General features: G+C 59.8%; 19 protein-coding genes. 10 read left to right on the plus strand and 9 right to left on the minus strand.

The window, feature by feature from the left end; genetic code table 11:
• Positions 1–3 precede the first annotated feature (3 nt).
• From KJY40_RS04870 to KJY40_RS04895, 6 genes are all read right to left on the minus strand, one after another.
• Positions 4–282, minus strand: coding sequence for a hypothetical protein (locus KJY40_RS04870; protein WP_007953788.1), 279 nt, complete (start codon positions 280–282; stop codon positions 4–6).
• A 130-nt stretch (positions 283–412) separates the two neighbouring features.
• A complete protein-coding gene (locus KJY40_RS04875) occupies positions 413–3,235 on the minus strand; it encodes an FAD-binding and (Fe-S)-binding domain-containing protein (RefSeq protein ID WP_230735345.1) in 2,823 nt (940 codons plus the stop codon).
• Complete coding sequence (locus KJY40_RS04880; protein WP_011332385.1) at positions 3,232–3,903, minus strand: LutC/YkgG family protein; 672 nt, start codon at positions 3,901–3,903, stop codon at positions 3,232–3,234. Before KJY40_RS04880 ends, KJY40_RS04875 begins: the two co-directional genes overlap by 4 nt.
• Positions 3,903–5,357 (minus strand): LutB/LldF family L-lactate oxidation iron-sulfur protein, encoded by a 1,455-nt coding sequence (locus KJY40_RS04885; RefSeq protein WP_230735347.1) that lies wholly within the window; start codon positions 5,355–5,357, stop codon positions 3,903–3,905. Before KJY40_RS04885 ends, KJY40_RS04880 begins: the two co-directional genes overlap by 1 nt.
• The gene (locus KJY40_RS04890; protein WP_065259955.1) at positions 5,354–6,178 is read right to left on the minus strand and encodes a (Fe-S)-binding protein; all 825 of its coding nucleotides are present in this window, start codon (positions 6,176–6,178) and stop codon (positions 5,354–5,356) included. Before KJY40_RS04890 ends, KJY40_RS04885 begins: the two co-directional genes overlap by 4 nt.
• Positions 6,179–6,328: 150 nt before the next feature.
• A complete protein-coding gene (locus KJY40_RS04895) occupies positions 6,329–8,023 on the minus strand; it encodes a lactate permease LctP family transporter (RefSeq protein WP_127796885.1) in 1,695 nt (564 codons plus the stop codon).
• Between the two features lie 262 nt (positions 8,024–8,285).
• Here KJY40_RS04895 and KJY40_RS04900 point away from each other — a divergent pair, with 262 nt between their 5' ends.
• Complete coding sequence (locus KJY40_RS04900; RefSeq protein ID WP_007953782.1) at positions 8,286–9,053, plus strand: FCD domain-containing protein; 768 nt, start codon at positions 8,286–8,288, stop codon at positions 9,051–9,053.
• Between the two features lie 50 nt (positions 9,054–9,103).
• Here the strand turns inward: KJY40_RS04900 and smpB are convergent, their stop codons facing one another.
• Positions 9,104–9,586: an SsrA-binding protein SmpB gene (smpB, locus tag KJY40_RS04905; protein ID WP_007953781.1), complete on the minus strand. Its 483-nt coding sequence runs from the start codon at positions 9,584–9,586 to the stop codon at positions 9,104–9,106.
• Between the two features lie 119 nt (positions 9,587–9,705).
• On the opposite strand from smpB, the gene KJY40_RS04910 reads away from it, so the two are divergent.
• The 3 genes from KJY40_RS04910 to KJY40_RS04920 are packed head-to-tail and all read left to right on the plus strand — an operon-like array spanning position 9,706 to position 11,858.
• A complete protein-coding gene (locus KJY40_RS04910; protein ID WP_230735349.1) occupies positions 9,706–11,109 on the plus strand; it encodes a sodium-dependent transporter in 1,404 nt (467 codons plus the stop codon).
• A 7-nt stretch (positions 11,110–11,116) separates the two neighbouring features.
• On the plus strand, positions 11,117–11,551 hold the full coding sequence (locus KJY40_RS04915; protein WP_003221509.1) for a type II toxin-antitoxin system RatA family toxin: 435 nt from the start codon (positions 11,117–11,119) through the stop codon (positions 11,549–11,551).
• Positions 11,544–11,858, plus strand: coding sequence for an RnfH family protein (locus KJY40_RS04920; RefSeq protein WP_230735351.1), 315 nt, complete (start codon positions 11,544–11,546; stop codon positions 11,856–11,858). The genes KJY40_RS04915 and KJY40_RS04920 overlap by 8 nt, the downstream gene beginning before the upstream one ends.
• A gap of 62 nt (positions 11,859–11,920) precedes the next feature.
• Here KJY40_RS04920 and KJY40_RS04925 read toward each other — a convergent pair whose 3' ends face one another.
• A complete protein-coding gene (locus KJY40_RS04925; RefSeq protein WP_230735353.1) occupies positions 11,921–12,448 on the minus strand; it encodes an outer membrane protein assembly factor BamE in 528 nt (175 codons plus the stop codon).
• A 97-nt stretch (positions 12,449–12,545) separates the two neighbouring features.
• On the opposite strand from KJY40_RS04925, the gene fur reads away from it, so the two are divergent.
• Positions 12,546–12,950, plus strand: a complete 405-nt coding sequence (gene fur / locus KJY40_RS04930; RefSeq protein WP_007953774.1) for a ferric iron uptake transcriptional regulator — start codon at positions 12,546–12,548, stop codon at positions 12,948–12,950.
• Between the two features lie 75 nt (positions 12,951–13,025).
• Here the strand turns inward: fur and recN are convergent, their stop codons facing one another.
• Entirely contained in the window at positions 13,026–14,702 is a 1,677-nt protein-coding gene (recN, locus tag KJY40_RS04935) for a DNA repair protein RecN (protein WP_230735355.1), read from the minus strand.
• Positions 14,703–14,942: 240 nt separating this feature from the next.
• Here recN and grpE point away from each other — a divergent pair, with 240 nt between their 5' ends.
• The 5 genes from grpE (at position 14,943) to carA (ending at position 21,162) form a co-directional block, all read left to right on the plus strand.
• Positions 14,943–15,512 (plus strand): nucleotide exchange factor GrpE, encoded by a 570-nt coding sequence (grpE, locus tag KJY40_RS04940; protein WP_230735357.1) that lies wholly within the window; start codon positions 14,943–14,945, stop codon positions 15,510–15,512.
• A 102-nt stretch (positions 15,513–15,614) separates the two neighbouring features.
• Complete coding sequence (gene dnaK, locus KJY40_RS04945) at positions 15,615–17,531, plus strand: molecular chaperone DnaK (RefSeq protein ID WP_230735359.1); 1,917 nt, start codon at positions 15,615–15,617, stop codon at positions 17,529–17,531.
• A 297-nt stretch (positions 17,532–17,828) separates the two neighbouring features.
• On the plus strand, positions 17,829–18,953 hold the full coding sequence (gene dnaJ, locus KJY40_RS04950) for a molecular chaperone DnaJ (protein WP_230735361.1): 1,125 nt from the start codon (positions 17,829–17,831) through the stop codon (positions 18,951–18,953).
• Between the two features lie 9 nt (positions 18,954–18,962).
• Entirely contained in the window at positions 18,963–19,769 is an 807-nt protein-coding gene (gene dapB / locus KJY40_RS04955) for a 4-hydroxy-tetrahydrodipicolinate reductase (RefSeq protein WP_007953764.1), read from the plus strand.
• A 256-nt stretch (positions 19,770–20,025) separates the two neighbouring features.
• On the plus strand, positions 20,026–21,162 hold the full coding sequence (carA, locus tag KJY40_RS04960; RefSeq protein WP_230735363.1) for a glutamine-hydrolyzing carbamoyl-phosphate synthase small subunit: 1,137 nt from the start codon (positions 20,026–20,028) through the stop codon (positions 21,160–21,162).
• The last annotated feature ends 114 nt before the right edge of the window (positions 21,163–21,276 follow it).

Genomic DNA, 21,276 nt, shown 5'->3' on the forward strand with positions numbered 1-21,276 from the left:
CGATCAGTTGTTGGTTCCGCTGGTTTTGCGGATTTCCAGAATGGTTTGCTGGGTTTCAGCCACGCATTCGTCGATCTTGCCCTGGGCCTTGAGCGCCTGGGCCTTCTGCACACTGGCTTCTACCCGTTGATTCAGGTCGGGTGAGGCCATTGCCTGCGCCTTGGCGTTGTTGATGGTTTGCAGATTGGCATCGCACAAATCGGCGGGCTTGTCGGCGGCGAACGAAGCAGACGCCATCATCGAGGCAGTAACGAACAGACCTAACAGTACAGAACGTTTCATATGAATCTCCTTGAACTGAGGGATCCAGACTTCGCTGGCCGTCAGGACGGGCAACCGAATGGAGGACAAGCCCCGATTGTTCGGGGCCTGTTCTGTGGACTGCGGTCGCTCGCAAGGGTTCTATTTTTCTTCAGACGGCGGTTGCCGGGGCTTTGGCTCGGGTTACCCGGTCCACCAGATACACCAGGCCGTGGTAGTCGATTCCACCATGTTGCGTCAGACCGATCTCACAGGTGCGGCTGGTGGAAATCCCCTCGCTGCATTGTTGCACCGCATCCTTGAGCGTTCGCAGTGAATGGCTGTTGAGCTCCGGCGTGGTGAAGCCCTTGTCGCCGGCGAAACCGCAGCAGTGAATGCCTTCCGGGATCACCACCGTCTTGCTGCATTTGCGCGCCAGGTCGATCAGCGCCTGGCTTTCCCCGAGATGCTGAGTGCTGCACGTCACGTGAACGGCAATCGGTGCTTCCTGCGGCGTGAACTCCAGACGATCCATCAGATGCGTACGGATGAATCGCACAGGGTCATACAGATCCAGGCGAACATTTCCCACATCCTGCACCAGCCGCAACGTGCAGGGGCTGGTGTCGCAATAGATCGGATCGAGCCCGCCGCGACTGGCCTGGAGCAATGCACCGATCAGTTCCTGACGCTTGTGCTCGGCCTGTTCGGCATAGCCCTTGGACGCGAAGGGCTGGCCGCAGCAGAGATTGTCCAGATTGTCCGGGAACACCACTTGATAACCGGCCTTTTCCAGCAGACTGCGGGTTTTGTCGTACAGCGACATCTGCTCGTTGTCGCCCGCCGCCGGTCCCATCACCCGCGAGACGCAGGCCGCCAGATACACGACGCGCGGGCGTTCGTCAGACACGGCCGGACTGAAGCGAATGGCTTTTTCCGGCTGCGGCATCGCGTTGGTCCACAGCGGCACCTGACCTTTGGACAGCCGCGTCAGGGTCGCCGAAAGCTTCGCCAGGCGCGGTGCACCCAACAACATCCGCGCACCGTTGGCCACATGCAGAGTGAAACGCGCACCTTGCAGGGTGGTGGCGAAATTTCCTTCGATCAGGTTGGCGGTTTTCGTATGGGTGGCGTGACGGCTGCGCAGCTTTTTCACCAGCTCGCCGGTATTGATTCCTACAGGGCAGCGTTGCGCACATAAACCGGTCGCAGCGCATGTGTCGATGCCTTGGTACTCGTAGGCTTTTTCCAGTTCGGTGGTGTCGATACCGGCGCGTTTTCGCGCCTGAATATCACGCCAGATCACGATGCGTTGGCGCGGGCTCAGGGTCAGGCCTTTCGAGGGACAGACCGGCTCGCAGAAACCGCACTCGATGCATTTATCCACAATCTCGTCAGCCGCCGGCAGCGGTTTCAGGTGCTTGAGGTGGATCTGCGGATCTTCGCTGAGCACCACGTCCGGATTGAGAATGCCGTTGGGGTCGAGCAGGCGTTTGAGCTGCCACATCAATTGATAGGCGTCGCTGCCCCATTCCAGTTCGACGAAGGGCGCCATGTTGCGTCCGGTGCCGTGTTCGGCCTTCAGCGAGCCGCCGAACTCCACGGCCACCAGTTGCGCCACGTCGTCCATGAACGCCTGATAGCGTGCGACTTCTTCCGCGCTGTTGAAGCCTTGGGTGAAGACGAAGTGCAGATTGCCTTCCAGCGCGTGTCCGAAAAGGATCGCTTCGTCGTAGTGATGTTTGTCGAACAGCTCGATCAGACGGTTCACGCCGATGGCCAGTTGCTCCACCGGGAAGGTGACGTCTTCGATGATCACCGTGGTGCCGGTCTTGCGCACGGCGCCGACGGCAGGGAAGGTGTCTTTGCGGATCGCCCAGAGGCGGGCGTTTTCGACCGGGTCTTCGGTGAAGTCGACCTGCTTTTCCACCGGGAAGCCATTGAGCGACGCCATGATCTGCGCCAGTTGTTCTTGCAGCAAAGTGGAAGAGGCGGCGCGGGATTCGATCAAGAGCGCGCAGGCATTGTTCGACAGCTGCTGTACGAAAGCCGGCATGCCGGGTTTGTCCTGCACCGAACGCAGGCTGCGGCGGTCGAGCAGTTCAACGGCGGACACCGGTTGGCTTTTCAGCACGGTGACGGCGTTGCAGCAGGTTTCCACGTCCGGGAAAACGATCAGCGCCGAGGCCTTGTTCGGGTGGTCGATCACCGTGTCGTAGGTCACTGCGCTGATGAAGCCGAGGGTGCCTTCAGAGCCGACCAGCAAGTGGCTCAAGATATCCACAGGCTCATCGAAATCCACCAGGGCGTTGAGCGACAGGCCGGTGGTATTTTTCAGACGGTATTTGTGGCGAATTCGCGCGGCGAGTTCGGCATTGGCGCGGGTCTCGCGGCCCAAGGTCGCCAGACGCTCCAGCAACGCACCGTGACTGATTCGAAACGCCTCGACGCTGGCAGCATCTTCGGTATCCAGACGTGTGCCGTCGGCCAGTACCAGACTAATCCCGGCCAGCGTGTGATAGGTGTTTTGCGCAGTGCCGCAGCACATGCCGCTGGCGTTGTTGGCGACGATGCCGCCGATCTTGCACGCGTTGATCGACGCTGGATCCGGGCCGATCTTGCGCCCGAATGGCGCCAGCCATGCGTTGGCCTGGGCGCCGATCACGCCCGGTTGCAGGCGGATCTGCGTGCCCTGGCCGCGAATTTCACGCGCGTTCCAGTTATCCCCAAGCACGATCAACACCGAATCGCTGATCGCCTGTCCGGACAGGCTGGTGCCAGCGGCGCGGAAGGTCACCGGGACCTGATCGCGCTGGGCCAGTTTCAGCAGCGCTACCACTTCATCTTCGGATTCGACGCGGATCACCAGTTGCGGAATCAACCGGTAGAAGCTGGCGTCGGTGCCGAAGGCCAGGGTCGACAACGGATCGTCGAAACGCCGTTCGGCAGGAATCAGTTGCTGCGCATCGCGCAGGAAAGTCGCCGGTAAGGTCATTGGTCCTCCAGGATCAACACCACCAGGTCTTTCGGGCCGTGGGCGCCGTAAGCCAGGACTTGTTCGATGTCAGCGGTCTTCGACGGGCCGGACACCAGCAGCGCGTTGGTCGGCATGCCTTGCGCCCACTCGAATTCCTGCTGCACCTGATAGAAGTTGTCGCGAATCTGGCTGGCCTTGAGCAGGGCGAAATGCACCGGCGGCACCAAGCTCATCAGCCGTGGTTCTTCGCGGGTCGGCCAGAGAATCAGGCTGCCGGTGGCGGCAATGGCGCCGAGGGTGCCGGTCAGACTGGCCGGGGTGTCGTTGAACAACTCGGCTTTCCACTCTTCCATCGGCCGGTCGTAGGACTTCAGCGCCGGCAGATCAGGATTGTTCGCCCAGTGCTGTGTGATGCGCTGCCCATGGGGCGTAGTCGGTGCGATCAACAGGCTCGGCAACTGGCGGTCGCGCAGCAATTGCGCCAGCAGCGCCGGCCACCCATCAGCGGAAGTCAGGTGGATTTCGGTGTGCACCGCTTCCATCAGTTTGCGCAGTTGCGGGATGCGTTGTTCGGCGCTGTAGGTGTAAGGCTGGGTCACCAGATCGACGTCAAAGTTGTCGGCAATCGGTGTGGTGCCGGTCAGACTCTTCCGTAACTTGCCGAGGATGTTTTGTTTGGCGCTCATCAACGGTCTCCTCGTTTGGCCAGGTGTTCGCGAGCCATGTCATGCAGTGAGCGGGCGGCGGGTTTCGGTGCGCTGTGGTTCTGCGTCCACGGCCCGACATTGTTCGGCGCCAGGGCGCGCAGGCGCGTGGCGAAAAACGCAAACAGTCGATACAAAGTCGGCGAGCTGTTGAGCTTCGCCCAGGCGTTCCAGATGAAGCGTTCCTTGCGCGAATACTTGCTGCCCTGACCGCGCATCACTTGATGAGGACTGTCGGGAGCTTTGACGTTCTCTTCGCGTAGGCGGCGCAGCAGTGCGGGAATAGGAATTTTTACCGGGCAGACTTCACCGCAGGCGCCGCACAACGAAGACGCGCTCGGGTGATCCGGCACTTTCGCCAGGCCGACCATGTGCGGGGTGATGATTTTGCCGATCGGGCCGGGGTAAACCTCGCCGTAGGTATGACCGCCGACGCGGGTGTAGACCGGGCAATGGTTCATGCAGGCGCCGCAGCGGATGCAGTTCAACGTCTGGCGCAGTTCGCTGTCGGCGAAGGCCTGGCTGCGACCGTTGTCGAGCAATACCAGATGCACTTCCTGCGGGCCGTCGAGTTCGTGCTCCTTGCGCGGGCCGGAGATCATGTTGACGTAGGTGGTGATCGGAATGCCCAGCGCCGAGCGGGTCAGCAATGACAGCAGCGGCACCACGTCGCGCAGGTTTTCCACGACTTTTTCGATGCCGGTGACGGCGATGTGCACCGGCGGCACGGTGGTGGTCATGCGCCCGTTGCCTTCGTTTTCCACCAGCAGCAGGGTGCCGGTTTCGGCCACGGCGAAGTTGACACCGGAGACGCCGATGTCCGCTTCGAAGAATTTCTGCCGCAAAACCCTGCGACCGATCTGAATGAGTTGGTCAACGTCCTTGGTGTATTCCACGCCAAGTTTGTCGTGGAACAAGGACGCGACCTGACCGGCGTTCTTGTGGATTGCCGGCATGATTATGTGTGAAGGCTTCTCGTGGTCGAGCTGGACGATGTACTCCCCCATGTCGGACTCCAGACATTCAATGTCCCGAGCCTCGAGGAAATGGTTCATCTCCATCTCTTCGCTGACCATCGATTTGCCCTTGATCACTTGCCGCGCCTCGTGAGCGCGGATGATCGAAAGGACGATGCCATTGGCCTCGTCCACCGTTTCCGCCCAGTGCACTGTCACACCGTTGCGGGTCAGGTTCTGTTCCAGCTGCTCGAGCAGGTCGGGCAACTTGGAGAGCGCGCGGGCACGGATTGCATTGCCCAGTTCACGCAGGTGTTCTCTTTCGTGGGCATCGCTGAAAGCCGCTGCCCGCTTGGTCATCAGTGAATCCATCGCGGTGCGGAAGTTGTTCCGTAACTGCGAGTCGCCCAGGGCATTGTGCGCCCGGGTGCGGAAGTCTTCTTCTACGGCAACCGTAGGAATAATCGTGGAAGTGCTCATCGCGCACCTCCGGTTCGTTGCCAGAGGAAGCTCGCCAGGTGTTGCCCGCGCAGCGCTTCCTTCTGTTTTTCCAGCGAGCCGTTGATGTTCATCAAGCAGCCGCAGTCGGCACTGAGTACCTGATGTGCGCCGGATTCCTTCAACGCCCGGGTCTTGTCAGCCACCATCGCGCCGGAAATGTCTGGCATACGGACGCTGAATGTCCCACCGAAGCCACAGCATTCGCTTTCGTGATCGTGGTTGACCCGTTCCACGTTGCTCAACTGCGCCAACAACTCGCGGCCATGCAGGTGGGTATTCATTTCCCGCCGCGCCGAACACGAGGTGTGCAGCGCCACTTTCACCGGCTCGCCACTGTCCTTGAGCTGCACCTTGCAGACAAACAGCAGGAACTCGGCCAATTCATAGGTGCGGGCCGCGAGGGCCTGAACCTGTTTCAACGTTTGCGGCTCGTCCTTGAACAAGTCGGCGTAATGCTCGCGGATCATCCCGGCGCAGGAACCCGACGGCACCACCACCGGATAGTCCCCGGCAAACAGCGCCAGTTGCGAGCGTGCCACCGTCCGTGCCTGCTCGGTGTAACCCGAGGTGTAGGCCGGTTGTCCGCAGCAGCTCTGCCCTTGCGGGTAGTCGACCCGGATGCCTTCGCGTTCCAGCAAGTGGATCGCGTCCATCCCGGCTTCCGGGTAGAACAGGTCGACCACGCAAGTGCCGAACAGGTAGACCCGCGACGGTTTCTCGCTCGGGTATTGCCGGGGTTCGGGCAGTGGCGGTGCGACGCGAGTGGCGTTGGGCACAGCGTTGTAAAAAAGCTCGCTCATCAGGCGTGTCTCCGGGTGGGCCCGGTTATCCGTCTGTTGAGGCTGCCGAATATAGAGCGCGTTGCTTTCAGCAGCCTTACAGACCGGGTTGTGAATTGCTGACGCCGGAATCACGAACCGGCGTCGGTTTTTTCCATGTCGCTTGTAGTCTTAATGCACGAGCATGCCGGTGAACCAGTAGGCCTGAGCCAAAGTGATCAGGCCGACGATCGTGGCAAAGAATAGGCTGTGCTTGAGGGTGAAGCGGAACAGATCGGATTCCTTGCCCACCAGACCGGTCGCGGCGCAGGCCACGGCGATCGATTGTGGCGAGATCATCTTGCCGGTCACGCCGCCGCTGGTATTGGCCGCCACCAGCAAGGTGTCGTTGACCCCGATCTGGTGTGCGGTGGTCGCTTGCAGCGAACTGAACAGGGCGTTGGACGAGGTATCGGAACCGGTCAGGAACACGCCGAGCCAGCCGAGGAATGGCGAGAAGAACGGGAATGCCGCGCCAGTACCGGCCAGCACCAGAGCCATGGTCGAGGACATGCCGGAATAATTGGTAACGAAGGCAAACGCCAGCACCATGCCGATCGACAGGATCGGCCAGCGCAGTTCGTAGAAGGTCTCTTTCAAAGTGGTAAGACCAGTTTTGAAGTTGATCTTCAGCACCAGCATCGAGATCAGCGCGGAGAAGAAAATCGCCGTGCCGGTCGCGGAAATCGGATCGAGTTTGAACACGGCCGGGATCGCGGTCGGGGCGGCCACGATCGGAGCGGTCTTGATCACCAGTTGATCCAGGTGTGGAATCGCGAAGTTGAACACCCAGGCGTACATCGAACCGCCGGCGGCGAACATGGCCTTGAAGGGCTTGAGGGTCCAGATGGTCACCAGCACGGTGAGGATCAGGAACGGCGACCAAGCTTTGAAAATTTCCCCGAGGCTGTAAGGCGAAGCGACGGTGGTGCGCTTCTGGCCGAAACCGCCGACGCTGGCAGTCACCACCGAAGCGGAAACGGCGCCGGCAATGTGCTGGCCGGCGGCACGTTTCGGCTGCCAGACCTTCAGGAACAGGGTCAGCGAAATCAGGCTGGCCAGGGCCGACGTGATGTCCGGCAGTTCCGGGCCGATGAAATTCGAAGTGAAGTACTGAGTGACGGCGAAGCTCAAGCCTGCGACCAGTGCTGCCGGCCAGGTTTCACGCACACCGCGCAGGCCGTCCATCATGAACACCAGCCAGAACGGCACGAACAGCGACAGCAGCGGCAGCTGGCGGCCGGTCATGGCGCCGATCTTGAACGCGTCGATGCCGGTGACTTGCCCGGCCACGATGATCGGAATCCCCAGTGCGCCGAACGCTACCGGTGCGGTATTCGCAATCAGGCACAGGCCGGCGGCGTACAGCGGGTTGAAGCCCAGGCCTACGAGCAGCGCAGCGGTAATCGCCACTGGCGCGCCGAAACCGGCGGCACCTTCGAGGAATGCACCGAAGCAGAAACCGATCAGCAGCACCTGCAGACGCTGGTCGTCAGTGATCGATAGCACCGAGCTGCGGATGACCTCGAACTGACCGCTCTTGACCGTCAGTTTGTACAGGAACACCGCCGCCACAATGATCCAGGCAATCGGCCACAGACCATAGGCGAAACCATATCCGGCGGCGGCGAACGCCATGTCGACCGGCATCTGGAACGCGAAGATCGCCACGGCGATGGCCAGGGCCAGCGTGATGCTGCCGGCTACGTGACCTTTGAGGCGGAACACCGCCAGGGCGAGGAAGAAGAAAACGATGGGGATGACGGCCGCGAGTGCGGACACGCCGAGACTGCCGAGCGGGCTGTAGAGCTGTTGCCAGGTTTGCATATGGGGTGGCCCCTAATTGTTGTTGGTCAGGCACTGTCAGCGTTCTTGGTTAATTGGTAAGACCAATTTACAATCGCTGTTGGCTAGGGTAAAAGCGTTGATGTCGGTGTGTCAATTTGCCGCCCTAAAACTTTTGTCGAACAACCGGACGGCGAATCGGATTGCACCGGTCGAATTGGCGTCATCTGGCAGGTGTCGGCGCAGCGTCGATAGGCCAGAATAGAGAGCCCGGCGAGCGGTCGGGATGGTGGAGAGTTGAGTGATGGGGTTTGATCAGATACGTCAGCGCCGTTTGTCTGACGACATTGTCGAGCGACTGGAAGGGATGATTCTCGAGGGCACGTTGAAGTCCGGCGAACGTCTGCCGGCGGAGCGGGCACTGGCAGAACAGTTCGGCGTTTCCCGGCCCTCGTTGCGCGAGGCGATTCAGAAGCTTGCGGCCAAGGGCTTGCTGGTCAGCAAGCAGGGCGGCGGCAACTATGTCGTGGAAAGCCTCGGTTCGACGTTCAGCGATCCGCTGCTGCAGTTGCTGGAAAGCAATCCCGAGGCGCAGCGCGATCTGCTGGAGTTTCGCCACACGCTGGAGGCATCGTGTGCCTATTACGCGGCATTGCGCGCCACGGATGTGGATCGTGAGCGACTGACGGCTGCTTTTGAAGAGTTACAGGACTGCTATTCGCGTCATGACGAAGTGAGCCGGGCGGAAGAGGGCGCGGCGGATGCGAAATTCCACCTTGCGATTGCCGAAGCCAGTCACAACGCGGTGTTGCTGCACACCATTCGCGGGCTGTTCGACCTGCTCAAGCGCAATGTGGTGACCAACATTGGTGGCATGTACAAGCAGCGCACGGAAACCCGCGACATGCTGATCACACAGCATCGGGAATTGTATCTGGCGATCATCGAGGGGCGCGCGGAACAGGCGCGTGAAGTGTCCAGCCGACACATTCTGTATGTGCAGGAAGTGCTGGAAGAGGTGCGTCAGGAAGTGCAGCGCATGGCTCGCGCCGAACGACGCAAAGGGATGTAGACATGACCGTTCCCGCGCCGGGCGCGGGAACGGTCATTCAGGCAGGAGAATCAGTCTTCCTTGCCCTTGTTGCGCACCGCACGCTGCAACTCGCGACCGGCGTCGCGTTCGCGTTCGGTATCACGCTTGTCGTATTCCTTCTTGCCCTTGCCCAGCGCGATCTCGCACTTGACCATGTGCTTGCTCCAGTACCAGGACAGGCACACGCAGGCGTAACCCTTCTGCTGCACGGCGGCGGCGAGCTTGTCCAGCTCGCGGCGGTTGAGCAGCAATTTGCGGGTACGCACCGGGTCGGCAATGACGTGGGTGCTGGCGGTCATCAGAGGCGTGATGTGGCTGCCGAGCAACCAGGCTTCGCCATCCTTGAGCAACACGTAACTGTCGACCAGTTGCAGTTTGCTTGCCCGCAGACTTTTTACTTCCCAGCCGGCCAGGACCAGACCAGCCTCGAACTTGTGCTCGATGAAGTAATCGTGTCGCGCCTTTTTGTTTTGCGCGATGGTCCCTGTTGGGTGTTTCTTCTGTTTAGCCATAGGGGCGGCATTATATGGAGATAAACGGCTGTCGGCTACGGTGATGCTGCGTGCTTGAGCAGGTTGAGTGAATCCCGGACAATGCGGCCTCTTTTTCTAACGCTTGGGCGTGATAAACGATGTCGACAGACAAGGTTTCTGTCCACGGCAGTTGGGCTAGCCGCTGGGTTTTCATATTCGCCGCGACCGGTTCGGCCGTGGGATTGGGCAGCATCTGGAAATTCCCCTACATGGTCGGGGTCTACGGTGGCGGCGCCTTCGTGCTGATGTTTCTGGCGTGCATCGCGCTGATCGGCATTCCGGTGATGCTCGCTGAAACCCTGATCGGCCGCCGTGCCCGTCAGAGTCCGGCGAATGCCCTGAAGGTGCTGGCGCTGGAAGCCGGGCACTCGGGCAAGTGGTCGTGGGGCGCGTTCGCCGGGATGATCACGGCGTTGCTGATCCTGTCTTTCTACAGTGTGGTCGGCGGTTGGTCGCTGGATTACATCATTGATATGGGGCGCGGGGACTTCCAGGGCGCGACGGCCGATCAGGTCGGGGCGTACTTCGGTAATGTCATCGCTGATCCTTGGCGCATCACGCTGTGGCATACGGTTTTCATGCTGTTGTCGGCCGTTGTGATTGCCAAAGGTGTGGTCGCCGGGCTCGAGCGCAGTCTGCGGATCATGATGCCGCTGCTGTTCGTGATGGTGCTGGTACTGCTGGGTTACAGCATGACCACCGGGCATTTCATGGAGGGCGTGCATTTCATGTTCGACTTCCACCCGGAAAAAGTCCTCGACGGTTTGCTGCCGGCCATGGGCCACGCGTTCTTTTCGCTGAGCGTGGGCGTGGGCTCGATCATGATCTACGGCGCCTACATGACCAAGGAAGCCTCGCTGTCCGGTACGGTCGTGGGTGTGGCGCTGCTCGATACCTTTGTTTCGCTGGTGGCCGGCCTGGCCTTGTTTCCGATTGTGTTCGCCGGCGGTTTGAATCCGAGCGAAGGTCCGGGGCTGATGTTCGTCAGCCTGCCATTTGCTTTCGGTAACGTGCTTTTCGGCCAGTTGATGGGCGTGGTTTTCTTTGTTCTGGTGGCCATTGCGGCCTGGAGCTCGGCGATTTCCCTGCTGGAGCCGATGGTCGCCTATCTGGTCGAGCGGACTAAAATCAGTCGTGCCTGGGTGACATTCTGGTTGGCGTTCACCTGCTGGTCCGTCGGCCTGGGCACGGTGTTTTCCTTCAATATCTGGAAGGAAGCCAAATTTTTCGTGAACGATGGCGGGGTGTTCCATCTCTACCAATGGGGTGCGGCCGGTGGCCTGGACTTCTTTGGTGTGATCGACTTCTTCACCTCGCGGATCATGTTGCCGCTCGGCGGGCTGTGCTTCGTGCTGTTTGCCGGTTGGGTGATGGGGCGTGAGGCGGTGCGTGACGAATTGTCGATTCGCAGTCCGGCGCTGTTCGCCCTGTCTCTGTTCTTGATGCGCTATGTGGCGCCCATCGGCATTCTTGTAGTGTTTGCCGCCCAGCTCTGGAAGTGACGCTTACATGACGACACATATTCAACGATCGGCGCTGCTGCCTTATCCGGCGCAATTTCTCTACGACCTGGTCAATGACGTGGCGCGTTACCCCGAGTTTTTGCCGTGGTGCTCGTCTGCTGAAGTCCTGGAAAGCTCGCCTGAGCATATGCGCGCCAGCGTCGGCGTGGCCAAGGGCGGTCTCAGTCAGCACTTCGTGACGCGAAATACGCTGGTGCCGGGGCAGTCGATCGAGATGAACCTGGAAGAGGGGCCGTTCAATCAGCTGCACGGCGTCTGGGTGTTCAAGGCGCTGAACGAGAAGGCCTGCAAGATCAGTCTGGATCTGTCCTTCGACTATGCCGGGCCGCTGGTCCGCGCGACGCTCGGTCCTTTGTTCAATCAGGCGGCCAATACGCTGGTGGATGCGTTCTGCCAGCGTGCCAAGCAGATGCATGGTTGAGCCGGTGATCGAAATCGAAGTGGTGTATGCCGCCGTTGATCGTCAGGTTTTGCGAGTAATCAGTGTCGCTGAGGGTACGACGGTGCGTGCGGCGCTGATGGCGTCCGGGATTGACGCTGAATTTCCGGAGCTGGATCTGAAGAGCTGTCCTTTGGGGATCTTCGGCAAAGTGATCGCAGATCCGGATACCCGGCGGGTTCAGGAAGGCGATCGCATCGAGATCTATCGACCGTTGCTGGCTGATCCGAAAGAAGTACGTCGTCTGCGTGCTGCCAAGGCTGCCGAAGCCAAGGCGCGAAATCAGTAGGCTGGCCAAACGGCAGGCAATAAAAAAACCCGGAATTTCCGGGTTTTTTATTGCGTCGCAATTTATTGCGGCGAGGTGTCCAGCGGTTCTGGCGTTGGAACCGGAACGGTTTCCACACCATCGACGTCCTTCTGGATCTGATCCAGCAAGGAGCCTGGTTTGACCGGTTTTTCCGGTTTAGGCTGCTCGACGTTTTCAGCAGGAGCGGTCACGCTGGTGCCACTGTCCTTGCCGAGAATGGCTTCGTCACGGCTGACGCCCGGCATGAAGTCACCGGACAGGCTGACAAGGCGGTCATTCGAGTCGAAAATGACACTCATGCGTTCCTGCTGGCGTTCACCGCCACCAGGTTGCAGGCTGTACAGATAATCCCAGCGGTTGGCATGGAACGTGTCGGCAAGCAGAGGGTTGCCCATGATAAACCGTACTTGCGGCCGGGTCATTCCCGGGCGTAACTGGTCTATCATGTCCTGCGTGACGACATTGCCCTGCTGGATGTCGATTTTGTAAACCCCGGGGAATGAACAACCGGCGAGTGCGAGCAGTCCCACAAAGGTGAAACTGGTTAGCAAGAGCTTGGTGTTTTGCATCGGTGGGCGACTTCCACTATCTTGGCTGGGACAACGTAAACGCCGATCATACCCGCATTAAGAGAAGCTGCGAAGCAGCATCGCGAGAAAGCTGACCATGGTTGAAAATAGCGAACTACGCAAAGCCGGCCTCAAAGTGACCCTGCCACGGGTCAAGATCCTGCAAATGCTCGACTCTACAGAGCAGCGTCACATGAGTGCCGAGGACGTCTACAAGGCGTTGATGGAAGCTGGCGAGGACGTCGGTCTGGCCACGGTTTACCGTGTTCTGACCCAGTTCGAAGCGGCTGGCCTCGTGGTCCGTCACAACTTCGACGGCGGCCACGCGGTATTCGAATTGGCCGACGGTGGCCACCACGACCATATGGTCAACGTGGAATCCGGTGAGGTCATCGAATTCGTCAGCACCGAAATCGAAAAACTCCAGAAGGCAATCGCCGAGGAGCACGGTGTCGAGTTGGTGGATCACAACCTGGTGCTGTACGTACGCAAGAAAAAGTAAGCATGTCGCGCGAATTTCAGGTTCGCGAAACGAGCGAAGGCGACCCAAGGGTCGCCTTCGTGCTTTCTGCGGTTCTTAAACCTTTGCGGTAACGACCATCTTTTTCGCGTGCGCCAAGGACTCTTTGGTCAGATCGATGCCGCCAAGCATCCGCGCGACTTCTTCTATACGGTCGTTCTTGCTCAGCTTCGAAACAGCCGTGTGAGTGGCCTGCTCGCCTCGCACCTTGTGCACGAACAGATGCTGATGCCCCTGAGCCGCGACTTGCGGCAAGTGCGTGACCGTCAGTACCTGTCCACGATCCCCGAGACGGCGCAACAACTGGCCGACGATTTCGGCCGTCGGACCGCCAATCCCCACGTCCACTTCGTCGAACACCAGCGTCGGTACGCGAGAGGTCTGGGCGGTGATCACCTGGATGGCCAGGCTGATCCGTGACAGCTCACCGCCGGATGCCACTTTGGCCAGCGCCTTCAGTGGTTGACCGGGGTTGGCGCTGACCAGCAGCTCGACTTGTTCCAGGCCATTGGGTTGCAGTTCGCTGCTGTTGTTGTTGGTGCGCAATTCGATGGTGAAGCGACCGCCGGGCATGCCCAGTCGCTGGATCTCCTGCTCCACCGCGCTGGCCAGGCAGCCGGCTGCCTGATGACGCAGCTCGCTGAGTTCCCGCGCTTTTTCCTGATAGTGGCGTGCATAGGATGCGAGTTCTTCGGCAAGACGTTCGATGGATTCATCGTTGGCGTCCAGGGCTTCGATTTCGTCGAGCAGCTTCTGCTGCATCTCCGCCACTTCCGTCGGCTGAATACGGTGTTTGCGTGCCAGCGTGTAGATGGAATCCAGACGCTCTTCCAGATATTGCAGGCGTGCCGGATCGGCATCGAAGTTGTCGAGAAAACGATTGAGCTCGCCGACGGCTTCTTCGACCTGAATCTGTGCACTGGTCAGCAGGCTGCTCGCCTCACCCAGCGCGCCGACCGAATTGTTCACGCTCGACAGGCGATTGAGGCTCGCTGTCAGGGCATTCAGCACGTTGCCGGAATCGCTTTCGCTGCATTGCTCGACCACTTGTCGGCAGATGCCAAGCAGGGTTTCGGCGTTGGTCAGGTTCTTGTGTTCCTGCTCCAGTTCTTCCAGCTCGTTTTCGCCGAGGCCGAGGTTTTCCAGTTCTTCGAGCTGGTAGCTGAGCAACTGATGTCGTGCGCGCTGTTCGTCGCCGGAGTTGGAAAGTCGTTCCAGCTCCTGGCGGGTCTGGCGCCAGCGCTGGGCGGCCAGATGCACCTGTCGCGCCAGATCGGTGGCCCCGGCGTACTCGTCGAGCAGGCGCCGGTGGGTGTCGGTCTTGAGCAGGGATTGGTGTTCGTGCTGGCTGTGGATGTCGATCAGCAGCTCGCCGAGCGCCTTGAGGTCGCCGAGCGGGCAGGGCGTGCCGTTTATATAGCCGCGTGAACGACCTTCGGAGGTGATGACCCGGCGCAGGATGCACGGGCCGTCGATTTCCAGATCGCGTTCCGCCAGCCAGGCGCTGGCCTCGGGGATGTCGGCCAGATCGAAGGTCGCCAGGATATCGGCCTTGTCGGCGCCCGGTCGAACCACGCCGCTGTCGGCGCGATCACCGAGCGTCAGGCCCAGGGCGTCGAGCATGATCGATTTGCCGGCGCCGGTTTCCCCGGTAATCACGCTCATGCCGCGATCAAGTTCGAGATCGAGATGTTCAACGATGGCGTAGTTGTGTACGGACAGGTGCACCAGCATAAAGGCCGCTCCCAGGCTTCAGGTCTGGTTATTTATACAGTGTTTTGTTTCAGGCTGACAATGCCCTCTCTTTGCTCGGTGGGGACGATCCGATCAAATGCTTGTCTCGCCGGGGAATGGCAATGCAGCACTTTTTTGTAGGGTTAATCGTTGTCAGCCCTTGAAGCCTGATTTTGCGGCCCCATATACCGGGGCAGAAGCGCGAATCGAACTCGCGGACGATATTGAAAGGAGAATTCTATGGCTGACGAACAGACAGTAGATACGCAAAATCCAGAAGCCAATCAGGCGCCCGAGGCTTCGGGTGATGACCTGGCGACCCGTGTACAAGTGCTCGAAGAGCAATTGGCCGCCGCGCAGGATCAATCGCTGCGCGTAGCTGCCGATCTGCAGAACGTCCGCCGCCGTGCAGAACAGGACGTCGAAAAGGCGCACAAGTTTGCACTGGAAAAATTCGCCGGCGACCTGCTGCCGATCGTTGACAGCCTGGAGCGCGGCCTTGAGCTGTCGAGCCCGGATGACGAAAGCATCCGTCCGATGCGCGAAGGCATCGAGCTGACCCTGAAAATGTTTCACGACACCCTCGCGCGCTATCAGCTTGTCGCTGTAAGCCCGCAGGAAGGCGAGCCGTTCAACGCCGTGGAACATCAGGCAATGGCCATGAAGGAAAGTGCAGACCTTGAGCCGAACAGCATTCTGAAGGTGTTCCAGAAGGGCTACCAGCTCAATGGTCGCCTGTTGCGTCCGGCGATGGTTGTGGTCAGCAAGTTGCCGGCGCCAGTTTCGCCTTCAATTGACGAGAAGGCTTGAAATTAGCCGCAAGGCCCCCATTTAGAAGTCAAGCGTTTAAGTGCTACCGCAGTTGGCCACAACCGCTGCGGCAACCAAATCCAAAGTTTCGGGAGAGTGAACATGGGCAAAATTATCGGTATCGACCTGGGGACTACCAACTCCTGCGTCTCCGTGCTGGAAAACGGCGTAGCCAAAGTTATTGAAAACGCCGAAGGCGCGCGTACCACGCCGTCGATCATCGCTTACGCCAACGATGGCGAAATCCTGGTCGGCCAGTCCGCCAAGCGTCAAGCTGTGACCAACCCGCACAACACACTGTTCGCGGTGAAGCGCCTGATCGGCCGTCGCTTCGACGAAGAAGTCGTGCAGAAAGACATCAAGCTGGTGCCTTACAAGATCGTCAAGGCCAACAATGGTGACGCTTGGGTCGAGGCCTCCGGCAAGCAGATGGCTCCGCCGCAAATCAGCGCCGAAGTCCTGAAGAAGATGAAGAAGACCGCCGAAGACTACCTCGGCGAAGCAGTGACCGAAGCGGTGATCACCGTTCCGGCCTACTTCAACGACAGCCAGCGTCAGGCGACCAAAGACGCCGGTCGCATCGCCGGTCTGGACGTAAAACGTATCATCAACGAACCAACCGCAGCTGCTCTGGCTTACGGTATGGACAAGGCCAAGGGCGACCACACCGTGATCGTTTACGACCTGGGTGGTGGTACCTTCGACGTTTCCGTGATCGAAATCGCTGAAGTTGACGGCGAGCACCAGTTCGAAGTGCTGGCCACCAACGGTGACACCTTCCTGGGTGGTGAAGACTTCGACATGCGTCTGATCGACTACCTCGTCGACGAGTTCAAGAAAGAGTCCGGCATGGACCTGAAGAACGATCCACTGGCCCTGCAGCGTCTGAAAGAAGCCGCTGAGAAAGCCAAGATCGAGCTGTCTTCTTCGCAATCGACCGACGTCAACCTGCCGTACATCACAGCAGATGCGACCGGTCCTAAGCACCTGAACGTGAAGATCTCTCGTGCCAAGCTCGAGTCGCTGGTCGAAGATCTGGTGAACCGTACCATCGAGCCATGCCGCATCGCTCTGAAAGACGCCGGCATCGACGCCAGCAAAATTGACGACGTGATCCTGGTCGGTGGCCAGACTCGTATGCCACTGGTGCAGAAGGCAGTTACCGATTTCTTCGGTAAAGAAGCCCGTAAAGACGTGAACCCGGACGAAGCCGTTGCCATGGGTGCTGCCATCCAGGGTGCCGTTCTGGCCGGTGACGTGAAAGACGTTCTGCTGCTCGACGTCAGCCCGCTGACCCTGGGTATCGAAACCATGGGTGGCGTGATGACCGCGCTGATCGAGAAAAACACCACGATTCCTACCAAGAAATCGCAAGTGTTCTCGACTGCCGACGACAACCAGGGCGCCGTGACCATTCACGTCCTGCAAGGCGAGCGCAAGCAAGCCGCACAGAACAAGTCCCTGGGCAAGTTCGACCTGGCCGACATTCCACCAGCTCCACGTGGCGTGCCGCAGATCGAAGTGACCTTCGACATCGACGCCAACGGCATCCTGCACGTAGGTGCGAAGGACAAGGCGACTGGCAAAGAGCAGAAGATCACCATCAAGGCCAACTCTGGTCTGTCGGATGAAGAAATCCAGAAGATGGTGCGCGACGCCGAGCTGAACGCCGAGGAAGACCGCAAGTTCGAAGAGCTGGCCGCTGCCCGTAACCAGGGTGATGCACTGGTTCACTCGACTCGCAAGATGATCGCCGACGCTGGCGACAAAGTGACTGCAGAAGAGAAGGCTGCAATCGAAGCGGCTGTGGTTGCCCTGGAAGCTGCCGTCAAAGGCGACGACAAGGCTGCCATCGACGCCAAGGTTGAAGAGCTGTCGAAAGTCTCTGCGCCGGTTGCCCAGAAGATGTACGCCGAGCAGGCTCAGCCTGCTGAAGGCGCGGCACCGCACGACGAGAAAGCTGAAAAGGCTGACGATGTTGTCGATGCCGAGTTCGAAGAAGTCAAAGACCACAAGTAAGTTGTTGGTCGGCCGGTTGACTGCCTTTGGGCACTGACTGGTAGGATGTCGCCGCGCGGGAGCTTGCTCCCGCGTTGGCGTATCTGGAATACGCGAATTTTTACAGCATGCGACAAGGTTCGGGTGCTGGCGGTATGGCCGGGAATGCTCCTGCTTTTCGCGCCGTAGATACCGCATGAACCAAAGACCAGGATCGTTGAATTGACGTGAGTTGGGTCCGGGCCTGTATTGGGGCTCAACGAGTTTGGCGAAGCTCAGGAGGGGTTTGCCGAACGTCCTCAAGAGTATGAAGAACTTATGGCTAAGCGTGACTATTACGAAGTGTTGGGTGTTGAGCGCGGCTCAAGCGAAGCGGACCTGAAAAAGGCCTATCGCCGTCTGGCGATGAAGCATCACCCGGACCGTAATCCCGATGACAAAGCGTCGGAAGAGCTGTTCAAAGAGGCCAACGAAGCCTACGAAGTGTTGTCCGATTCCAGCAAGCGTGCGGCCTACGACCGGTACGGTCATGCCGGCGTCGACCCGAGCATGGGTGGCGGCGGTGCAGGTTTCGGCGGTCAGAACTTCTCCGACATCTTCGGCGATGTCTTCAGTGACTTCTTCGGTGGCGGTCGCGGCGGTTCCCGTGGCGGCGCCCAGCGTGGCAGCGATTTGCGCTACACCCTGGAGCTGAATCTGGAAGAAGCGGTGCGCGGCACGACCGTGAATATCCGCGTTCCGACACTGGTCAACTGCAAGCCCTGCGATGGTTCGGGCGCGAAGAAAGGCTCGTCGCCTTCGACTTGCCCGACTTGCGGCGGCATCGGTCAGGTGCGCATGCAGCAGGGCTTCTTCTCGGTGCAGCAAACCTGCCCGCGCTGCCATGGCCAGGGCAAGATCATTTCCGACCCGTGCGATTCCTGCCACGGCGACGGTCGCGTTGAAGAGTACAAAACTCTCTCCGTCAAAGTGCCGGCCGGTGTCGACACTGGCGACCGCATTCGTCTGTCCGGCGAAGGCGAAGCGGGCACTCAAGGTGGCCCGACCGGCGACCTGTACGTGGTGATCAACGTCCGCGAACACGACATCTTCCAGCGCGACGGCAAGCACCTGTTCTGCGAAGTGCCGATCAGCTTCGTCGACGCAGCCCTGGGTGGCGAGCTGGAAATTCCGACCCTTGACGGTCGCGTCAAACTGAAGATTCCGGAAGGGACTCAGACCGGCAAGCAGTTCCGCGTACGCGGCAAAGGCGTTGCGCCAGTGCGTGGCGGTGGTGCGGGCGATCTGATGTGCCGTGTGGCTGTCGAGACGCCGGTCAATCTGAACCGTCGTCAGCGTGAACTGCTGGAAGAGTTCCGCAGCTCCCTGGCGGACGACAACAGCCATTCCCCGAAAACCACCGGTTGGTTCGACGGTGTGAAGCGCTTCTTCGGCGATCTGTAAGGAGTCGGCATGCGACGTATAGCTGTGATGGGCGCTGCCGGGCGCATGGGCAAGATTCTGGTCGAGGCGGTGCAGCAACGCGCGCCGCTGACCGGTCTGACGGCCGCGATTGTTCGCCCTGGCAGTACGCTGATCGGTGTGGATGCCGGTGAGCTGGCTTCGCTCGGTCGAATCGGCGTGCCGCTGTCCGGGAATCTGGAATCGGTGGCGGAAGAGTTCGATGTATTGATCGACTTCACCCTGCCGGAAGTGATGCTGAAAAACCTGGCCTTCTGCCGCAAGGCCGGCAAGGCGATGGTGATCGGCACGACCGGGCTGGACGCTGCGCAGAAGCAGTTGCTGGCCGAGGCGGGCAAAGATATTCCGATCGTGTTCGCCGCCAACTTCAGTGTCGGCGTCAACCTGTCGCTGAAGCTGCTCGACATGGCGGCGCGGGTGTTGGCGGAAGATGCGGACATCGAAATCATCGAAGCCCATCACCGTCACAAGATCGATGCGCCGTCGGGTACGGCCCTGCGCATGGGTGAGGTGATTGCCAATGCGCTGGATCGTGATCTGCAGAAAGTCGCAGTCTATGGTCGTGAGGGGCACACCGGTGCCCGCGAGCGTGAAACCATCGGTTTCGCCACTGTTCGCGGTGGTGATGTGGTGGGTGATCACACGGTGTTGTTTGCCTGCGAAGGCGAGCGACTGGAGATCACCCACAAGGCTTCGAGTCGCATGACGTTCGCCAAGGGTGCGGTGCGTGCGGCGTTGTGGCTGGATGCTCGTGAGCCTGGTTTGTACGACATGCAGGACGTGCTCGACCTGCATTGAGATGTTCTGAAACCGGTGCAAACGCCCTGTTTGCGCCGGTTTTACTCCGCCGAGCGACGCCCTGTCGCATTCTCCGGCCTTTCGGCCTCATTGGCGGTAGACCAAAAATCCCTTTTTCTGTAAGCTACAGCTTTAGTGTGTCCACTAAAAGCGCGCAGAATAATTCAGTGAAGAAGCGGGGTGACGTGTCCATACGTCACTCCGCTTTTTTACAACCTGCGATTGCCCTTTCATGCGTTATTTACGGGAGGTCTTCTTGACTAAGCCAGCCATACTCGCCCTTGCTGATGGCAGCATTTTTCGCGGCGAAGCCATTGGAGCCGACGGTCAGACCGTTGGTGAGGTGGTGTTCAACACCGCAATGACCGGCTATCAGGAAATCCTTACCGATCCTTCCTACGCCCAACAGATCGTTACCCTGACTTACCCGCACATCGGCAACACCGGCACCACGCCGGAAGACGCCGAGTCCGACCGCGTCTGGTCCGCTGGCCTGGTCATCCGTGACCTGCCGCTGGTAGCGAGCAACTGGCGTAACACGATGTCCCTGTCCGATTACCTGAAAGCCAACAATGTTGTGGCGATCGCCGGTATCGACACCCGCCGTCTGACCCGCATCCTGCGTGAAAAAGGCGCACAGAACGGCTGCATCATGGCCGGCGACAACATCTCCGAAGAAGCGGCCATCGCCGCGGCGCAAGGCTTCCCGGGCCTGAAGGGCATGGATCTGGCGAAAGTCGTCAGCACCAAGACCCAATACGAATGGCGCTCCACTGTCTGGGATCTGAAAACCGACAGCCACGCGACCATCGAAGCGTCCGAGCTGCCTTACCACGTGGTTGCCTACGACTACGGCGTCAAGGTCAACATCCTGCGCATGCTGGTCGAGCGCGGCTGCCGCGTCACTGTCGTTCCAGCGCAAACTCCGGCTGCCGACGTACTGGCCCTGAATCCGGACGGCGTGTTCCTGTCCAACGGCCCGGGTGATCCCGAGCCTTGCGACTACGCGATCAAGGCGATCAAGGAAGTGCTGGAAACCGAGATTCCGGTCTTCGGCATCTGTCTCGGTCACCAACTGCTGGCTCTGGCCTCCGGCGCCAAGACCCTGAAAATGGGCCACGGCCACCACGGTGCCAACCACCCGGTTCAGGATCTGGACACTGGCGTCGTGATGATCACTAGCCAGAACCACGGCTTCGCGGTTGACGAAGAAACCCTGCCAGCCAACGTCCGCGCGATTCACAAATCGCTGTTCGACGGCACCCTGCAAGGTATCGAGCGCACCGACAAGAGCGCGTTCAGCTTCCAGGGTCACCCTGAAGCGAGCCCGGGCCCGAACGATGTGGCCCCCCTGTTTGACCGCTTCATCAACGAGATGGCCAAGCGACGCTAAGCGCTCGCCTTGAGACTGTAGCGAGAAGCCCCTCGAGGGCGGCCCCGGAACCGGCGGCCCCCTCGGGACTTCAGAAATCGATCAAGACGGCTTGCCGACTGACCTGCGGATTTG

Origin of the sequence: Pseudomonas fitomaticsae, from assembly GCF_021018765.1 — a bacterium.
Classification (GTDB): Bacteria; Pseudomonadota; Gammaproteobacteria; order Pseudomonadales; family Pseudomonadaceae; genus Aquipseudomonas; species Aquipseudomonas fitomaticsae.